Source organism: Fibrobacter sp., assembly GCA_012523595.1.
Lineage (GTDB): Bacteria > Fibrobacterota > Chitinivibrionia > Chitinivibrionales > Chitinispirillaceae > JAAYIG01.
The window spans coordinates 1-6,596 of the sequence record JAAYIG010000110.1 but is presented as its reverse complement, the minus strand read 5'-3'; the positions used below and the strand labels follow the sequence as shown (position 1 = coordinate 6,596).

Below are 6,596 nucleotides of genomic sequence, written 5' to 3'. Positions count from 1 at the left end.
TCCTCACAGATCAATGTCATAAAGATTATCGGTGATACACTCTATGGAGGGTTGAATGATGGCATTGTAAAGATACACAAGGACAGTCTTTATACTGCCAACTTTTATGACCCCTCGATCTGGCGTGTTGAGAAAAAAGATGATCCGGTGAATTCTATAATTAGAATATCCGGCAAGATAAAGGGTTACAGTGGACCGGCGATTCTTTACAATGGGAAGGTACTTCGTGCGGAAGATGGTGACCTTTACTATGGATCAACGAAAATCTTTTCGCTGCCAAGCAGGGTTACTGTTCTGAAGGAAAATGGCAATATCTGCTGGATCGGTACAGAGAAAGATTATTTCTATTCCTGGGACTGGAATCAACTGATAAACTATAGCATTAAAGGAATGTCTTTTACTTATGTCAATAAGATTCTCGTCAGCAGTGATGGTACTCTATGGGCTTTACCCAGAGTAGATGGCATCCCCTGGTGGAAAGCTATCAATTCTTTTGTGGCAGATGACTGGAATATATACAGTCCACATCTCATACCTAACATGGGATGGATGGGCGAGAACGAGGACAGCAGGGGTATGGCACAGAGCCCCGATGGAAGAGTATGGTTCGGGTTATCAGGGGGCCACATAAAGTGTTTCGATCCGGCATCGAACAGCTGGTCCCGTTTCTGTATTCCTTTCAATGACTATGGTGAGGGGAAGCTCTACCAGAGTATAGATTGTTTCAGATATGCATGGGCAAAGTGTGACGCGATAGCTGTGGATTCATCCGGCTTTATGTGGTTTTCTGTTTTCGACAGTTACTTTGGTTCGCTTATCTGCTATGACCCGCGTTATAATCCCGATTCCGATCAGGCAGATCCTGTAAAGGCCCACTATCGACACTTTTTTCCTTTGGATGATCCGAATCATTCTAAAACTTTCAGATCTTTGATTGTGGATAAAAGCGGGACAATTTTCGCTGGGGGTGAGGAGGGGACAGTCATTGCTTTCCGACATAATGGCAATCCTCTCAAAGACGGCGTAACAGTAATCGCTGCTTTCGCAGGTAAGGGAAAAGTCAATGATATGTCAACCTCTGATGATCTGATTACCAGAATAGTCACATCAAAGGGAGTATACGAATACAACCCGGAAACAAGACAGCTTACTGAAATGGAAGGCTTCGGACCAGAAGTGACCTCAATAGAACATGAGAACCCGTTTACAATATGGTTTGGTACAAACGAAAGCGGTCTAATCAGGTATAACCTTGTAAATGAAACAAAATCCTTCATTACCACATCACAGGGCCTTATATCGGATAAAATAACCGATCTGGAGATTGACAGAGCAAACGGGGTGCTCTGGGCGGGAACTGACCTTGGAGTCTCACGCATATCTCTGGGGTATAAACTGACATCCAACAAATCCTCAGATATATTGGTATTTCCAAACCCCTTTTTCCAGGCCAGACATTCTGAATTAATATTCAGAAATCTTCCGCCCGGAAGTAAAGTGCTGATATACACATCTAACGGGAACCTTCTGGCCAGAACAGAAGTCATGAGAGAGGGAATCGAGGGCGCATATCATGTCTGGAAACCTGAAAGACGTCTGGCTCCAGGGACTTATTTCTATTCCGTTCAATCCTCAGGAAAACTGCATCGTAAAGGTAAAATCCTCATCGCTCCCTGAATAAACTGGAGTACTGATGTCTGAAATCAGTGTTGTGATTCCTACCAGAAACAGAGAAGAAATGCTTCTGAGAGCTGTGGAGAGTGTTAGAAATCAGCAGCATGTCTCTGCTCCGGAAATAATTGTTATTGATGACAGCGGAGTAGAGAACAGGCATCTCGAGAAAAGATTATCGGATATGGGAGTTCGTTATATTTGCAGTGGGGGGAACAAGGGAGGCGGTTTCAGCCGCAATCTTGGAATAAAGCACGCATCGGGGGAGTTTGTCGCCTTTCTTGATGACGATGATTTATGGGACGAGAATAAACTGAGAATGCAGCTTGAAGTGATGAGAAGCGGGAATGCCGGACTCTGTTATACCGGCATAAATGCGATTGATATCCATGGAAGGAAAAAAAGATACGTTTTCCGAAAGCCCGGATCGGAGGATCATTTCAGGGCTATCATGAGGATGAATTTTATCGGCCCTACATCATCCGTGATGGTCCGGAAGTCGATCATAGAGAAGTCTGGAGGGTTCGATCCGGAACTGAAAGCACTGCAGGATTATGACTTTTACATCGGGATTCTCAGAAATCACCGGGCTGTTGGAATTGACTCACCTTTGACTTTCTACAATGATCATCAGATGCCTGACAAAGTTTCAGGAAGTCGTGAGTTTTACCTTCAGGCAGCAAATCACCTGAGAGAAAAGTACAAATCGGAACCTTACTTTGGTCTGCTGAAGAGATATCTGCTGGAAGTAAAGATAATGAAGATGTTCAGGTCTGGACAGTTTCTCAGAGAGACACTGAAGAACATGTTATGAAACGAATCAAGACAGCGCATATTGTCCATTCATTTCTTCCTGTCACTCAGAACTGGATCTATAATCAGATTTCGTTTAATTCTGATGTAAACCATATCGTCTTATGCCAGTTTATGCAGAACAGGGATCACTTCCCGTTAAGAAATATCCATGCTATTCTGGCTGAGAAAGCAATAGCTGGCAGGCTATATCTTCAGGCATTGAGGCTGATGCCCAGACTCTGTGAGAGACGATTCAGAAAGATTATCAATAAGGAAAACCCCGATGTTCTTCATGGCCACTTCTCGACTGAATCATGGCGGGTGTTAAGAATTGCTGATAGAGAAGGTATACCGCTTGTGACCACATTCTATGGCCTTGATATAAATAAGCTTCCCCGGCGTTCTGTATGGAAAAGACGCTACAGGAAGCTGTTTGAGAAAGGCTGCCTCTTTATCGTCGAAGGAAAGCACATGGCTGGAAGACTGGAGGCACTTGGCTGTGATTCCAGGAAGATAAGGGTGATAAAGATAGGAATCGACCTTGACAGAATAGATAAAACCGTATCTGCAAATGTGGCTGAAGCAAATAGCCCCAAAAAGATTCTCTTTGTAGGGTTGGAGAGGGAAAAGAAAGGGGCTGTGGATGCTGTTACGGCTTTTTGTATGGCAAGGAACCGCCATCCTGATATCGAACTCCACCTGATTGGTGATGGTCCGTTCAGGAAACGTGTCAGAGATATTCTCATATCCCGGAACTGTATTGACGGAGCGGTGTTTCATGGAAACACCAGTGTTGAGACTTACCTGAAACTTCTTGCCGCGTCCCATATCGTTCTCTCACCCAGTTGTACAGCATCCGATGGAGACACAGAGGGAGGAGCACCTGTGGTATGTATTGAAGCACAGGCCGCAGGTAAACCAGTCGTAGGAACCCTTCATTGTGATATTCCCGAAGTGGTTATTGATGGAAAAAGCGGTTTACTCTGTCCTGAGCACGATACAGATACACTGGCTTCCAATCTGATCTGCCTTCTTGACAATGATAAAATGCGGCTGAAGATGGGTGAGGAGGGAAGGAAAAATGCCAGGGAGAATCATGATATCAGAAAACAGGTAAAACTGATTAATGATGCATATTTATCGGCTGTATCTTTTCCGGATTAAAAAATGCTGAAAAATGGGGAACTGAGGGTTTGTGGTGAATCGCTGGTATCAAGGGATCAGTGGCTCTTGTTTTGTAAAGAGTCACCTTATTCCACATTTTTCCATACCCCGATGTGGGCCGAGCTTTTTGCCGATCCCGCTATGACTCCTGTGGCATCGATCCTGGAACTGAGTGACGGCTCAAGTGTTCTTTTTCCACGGGTTGTCAAGAAAGGGCCGGTCAATCTTTTCAATGTTATACTTTCCATGCCTGCCTGCACATTCGGAGGATGGATTTCCAGGACGCCTTTGAATGAGAACCATCACAGGGTACTTCTTGATTACTGCGGGAAATACAGAGATTTGCTTATAAGAGAGAATCCTTATGATCAGGTTCTGAACAGGGTGGAGATCGAGGGATCTGAGGATGATTTCACGCAAAGTGTCGATCTTTCCTGTGGATACGATGCTGTATTTGCAGGTTCGGAGTATTGCCACCGCAAAGCAGTGCGCAATGCGACAAAGAAAGGTGTGACTGTGGAGCAGGCGGAAGAGCCTGCTCACTGGGACGAATACTTCCGGATTTATCTCCATTCTGTGGAGCGGTGGAAATCGGGGCAGATATTTTCCGGTGTAAGTTATGATTCCGGATTATTAAGGAAGATTCGAAATCTGGATCATGCTTACCGAAAGTTATGGCTGGCCAGGGTTGGAGGGAAGGCAGTTGCAGGGATAATCTGCTTTTACTGGAATGATCATGCTGTTGCCTGGCACGGAGCTGGTCTTGATGATTATTTTATTTACCGTCCCAACAATATGCTTTACAACAGTGCTATCCGGCATGCATGTGAAAACGGTTTCAGGTGGTTTGACTGTAATCCATCGAGCGGAATCTCCGGTGTTATTAAATTTAAGGAATCGCTGGGAGCATCGAGACTGAGATGCAGGGTTATAAACAGAAAATCGGGGTTGAGAAGCCTGATTTCATTTCTCAGACGCAAGTGATTGAGAAGAAGTGCAGGAAAAATCAAGTCTGATAATTTGAATATTAGAAGGGATCAGAATAGAGATGGAATATGTACTTGCCAACTGGTGGTTCTGGATAGCCGGTCTTATTCTTTTTCCACTTATAGCTGTGTTGCCGCAGCTTGGTAATATTCATGCTGCAATAGAAGACAGGGGGAAGAACCCGGAGAAGATACAGAAGCTTTTTCTTTCGCCGGTTCCGCTTGCGCTCACTATTATAGGCGGGATGGGGGTTTTTGTCTGTCTTGTACTGTTCTTTTCGTCTATAGTTCTCGCTATGATCGATCATATAAAGGGCTGAGAGAGGAATATTCCGCTGCAAAGGCACACTTCATCTCCCGATACGATTTAGGATGAGTGTGTTAGCGGGATTATTGTCCAGTCTGCGGTTCAGGGTTAATCTCCAAATGCCCCCAGAGAATCAAGTTCGTCAAATGTCCGCACAAGAACAGAGTCGGGAATCGTGGTACCCGGGGTATCGATGTAGGTAGCGATCACATCAGAGATATCGGGATTTCCGAAATGTTTGAAAGCAGAGATAAAATCCTGCCTGTGAAAGGCTGATTTGCTGAATTTCCTGGTAAGGTATGCGGTCACATCATTAATTGAGTACTTATTATCCGAAGCCTGTCTGACTTTCAGGTCAAGCAGCATGACCACTTGAGTGCCTTTGTCATAGGCCAGACTGTGTATTTTCTGGGCAAACATGTTTTCCCTTAGCCATGGATCTGAAAGAGCGAGATGGGAGACTGAGGGGTCGACATAGAAAAAGCTTGTAAACCTTTTTCTAAGCTCTGCTTTGCTGTAGAGGTTCATTGCTGTAACAAGAACCGCACCCAGGTAATTGGTTGTAGCTTCTTTCCACCATGGATCATCGTATTCCCCGCATTGTATTCCGATGAAATGGTGCAGTGCCTCATGGGCAAGTACCTCGTGAAATCTGCTCTCTAAAGCCAGGTTTGGCTGAAGAAGTGAAAACCCGTAGCTTCCCTCCAGACCACCGCCGAAATCCTGTAACGCAACAGTATATAAGGAAGGGAATTTACCATAGAGGGAAGAGATTGTATCAAGGATTCTGGAGAAGTTCTGAGCTACAGTGGGCATAACAGCAGTTTCATAATTACCATTGAGCATATCGACAAAAGTAAACTTCGTTTCTCCGGATGTCCCTTCGACAATCGGACTGCACCCGGCAGAGAACTGGATAAAGAGCAGTTCATAGAGATTTGAACAGGAGAAAGACTTACCTGGTATTCCGTAAATGGGTATTCGGGATTCAACATTTACTCTTAAATCCAGGGGGGTGCGCCAGGCATTGGCAATTGGCAAATCCAGATAAGGGATTATAAAGCATGAGGCACCGATCAGGAAAAGAAGTGAGTCGCTGACCTGAACAGACGGGAGATAATCTTTGGATGTATCCTCAAAAGCACTGTTATTCAGTTTGTAGTTCAGTGTAACCGGATAGTGAATGTTGTAGGTAAGATCTAAAACGATATTATAAACGGGTCCGATTTTCTCTAATGTGCAGGTTGTGTCGATAATTAAACCATCCGAGTCTATCACTTGCAAATCACGTACAATTATGCCGGAAACATAATCAACAGGGTTGTCAAAGAAATGATAGGGGAGGGCTAGTTTTCCCGGTCTGCTGACTTTAAGAGAGATCGAGAGAGAGTCCTGGTGCAAACCTGTCAGCTTAAGAGTGTAAGAGTATGATTGCTGGTCATGACGGCTTTCTGTGGGCAGTTGAGAGCAGGAGAAAAGGAGCAGCAGGAAAAGAAGCAGTGTTTTATGTGGCGTCTTCATGATAACTTAAAATAAATTACAATCGGGGTGCTGCTGATCAACAATGAATTGACATAACCATGAGAGTAATATATTTTTAACCTGTTTCAAATGAGTTGCCCGGCAACCACCGGGTTAAAATCAGGAAATCTTTGAAATACACTGGTCAGTAG

The 6,596-nt window shown here is 44.5% G+C and carries 6 protein-coding genes; 5 read left to right on the top strand and 1 reads right to left on the bottom strand.

What is annotated here, in order from left to right; all coding sequences use genetic code 11:
• The 5 genes from GX089_07675 to GX089_07655 all read left to right on the top strand — a co-directional run.
• Positions 1 to 1,677 (top strand): hypothetical protein (locus tag GX089_07675; protein ID NLP02356.1); only part of this gene is annotated, 1,677 nt, incomplete at its 5' end.
• A gap of 16 nt (positions 1,678 to 1,693) precedes the next feature.
• The gene (locus tag GX089_07670) at positions 1,694 to 2,485 is read left to right on the top strand and encodes a glycosyltransferase family 2 protein (protein ID NLP02355.1); all 792 of its coding nucleotides are present in this window, start codon (positions 1,694 to 1,696) and stop codon (positions 2,483 to 2,485) included.
• On the top strand, positions 2,482 to 3,630 hold the full coding sequence (locus tag GX089_07665; protein ID NLP02354.1) for a glycosyltransferase: 1,149 nt from the start codon (positions 2,482 to 2,484) through the stop codon (positions 3,628 to 3,630). Before GX089_07670 ends, GX089_07665 begins: the two co-directional genes overlap by 4 nt.
• Positions 3,631 to 3,633: 3 nt before the next feature.
• Complete coding sequence (locus GX089_07660) at positions 3,634 to 4,614, top strand: GNAT family N-acetyltransferase (GenBank protein ID NLP02353.1); 981 nt, start codon at positions 3,634 to 3,636, stop codon at positions 4,612 to 4,614.
• Between the two features lie 64 nt (positions 4,615 to 4,678).
• On the top strand, positions 4,679 to 4,936 hold the full coding sequence (locus GX089_07655) for a hypothetical protein (protein NLP02352.1): 258 nt from the start codon (positions 4,679 to 4,681) through the stop codon (positions 4,934 to 4,936).
• 95 nt (positions 4,937 to 5,031) lie between these two features.
• Here GX089_07655 and GX089_07650 read toward each other — a convergent pair whose 3' ends face one another.
• Entirely contained in the window at positions 5,032 to 6,444 is a 1,413-nt protein-coding gene (locus GX089_07650; GenBank protein NLP02351.1) for a hypothetical protein, read from the bottom strand.
• Between the last annotated feature and the right edge of the window lie 152 nt (positions 6,445 to 6,596).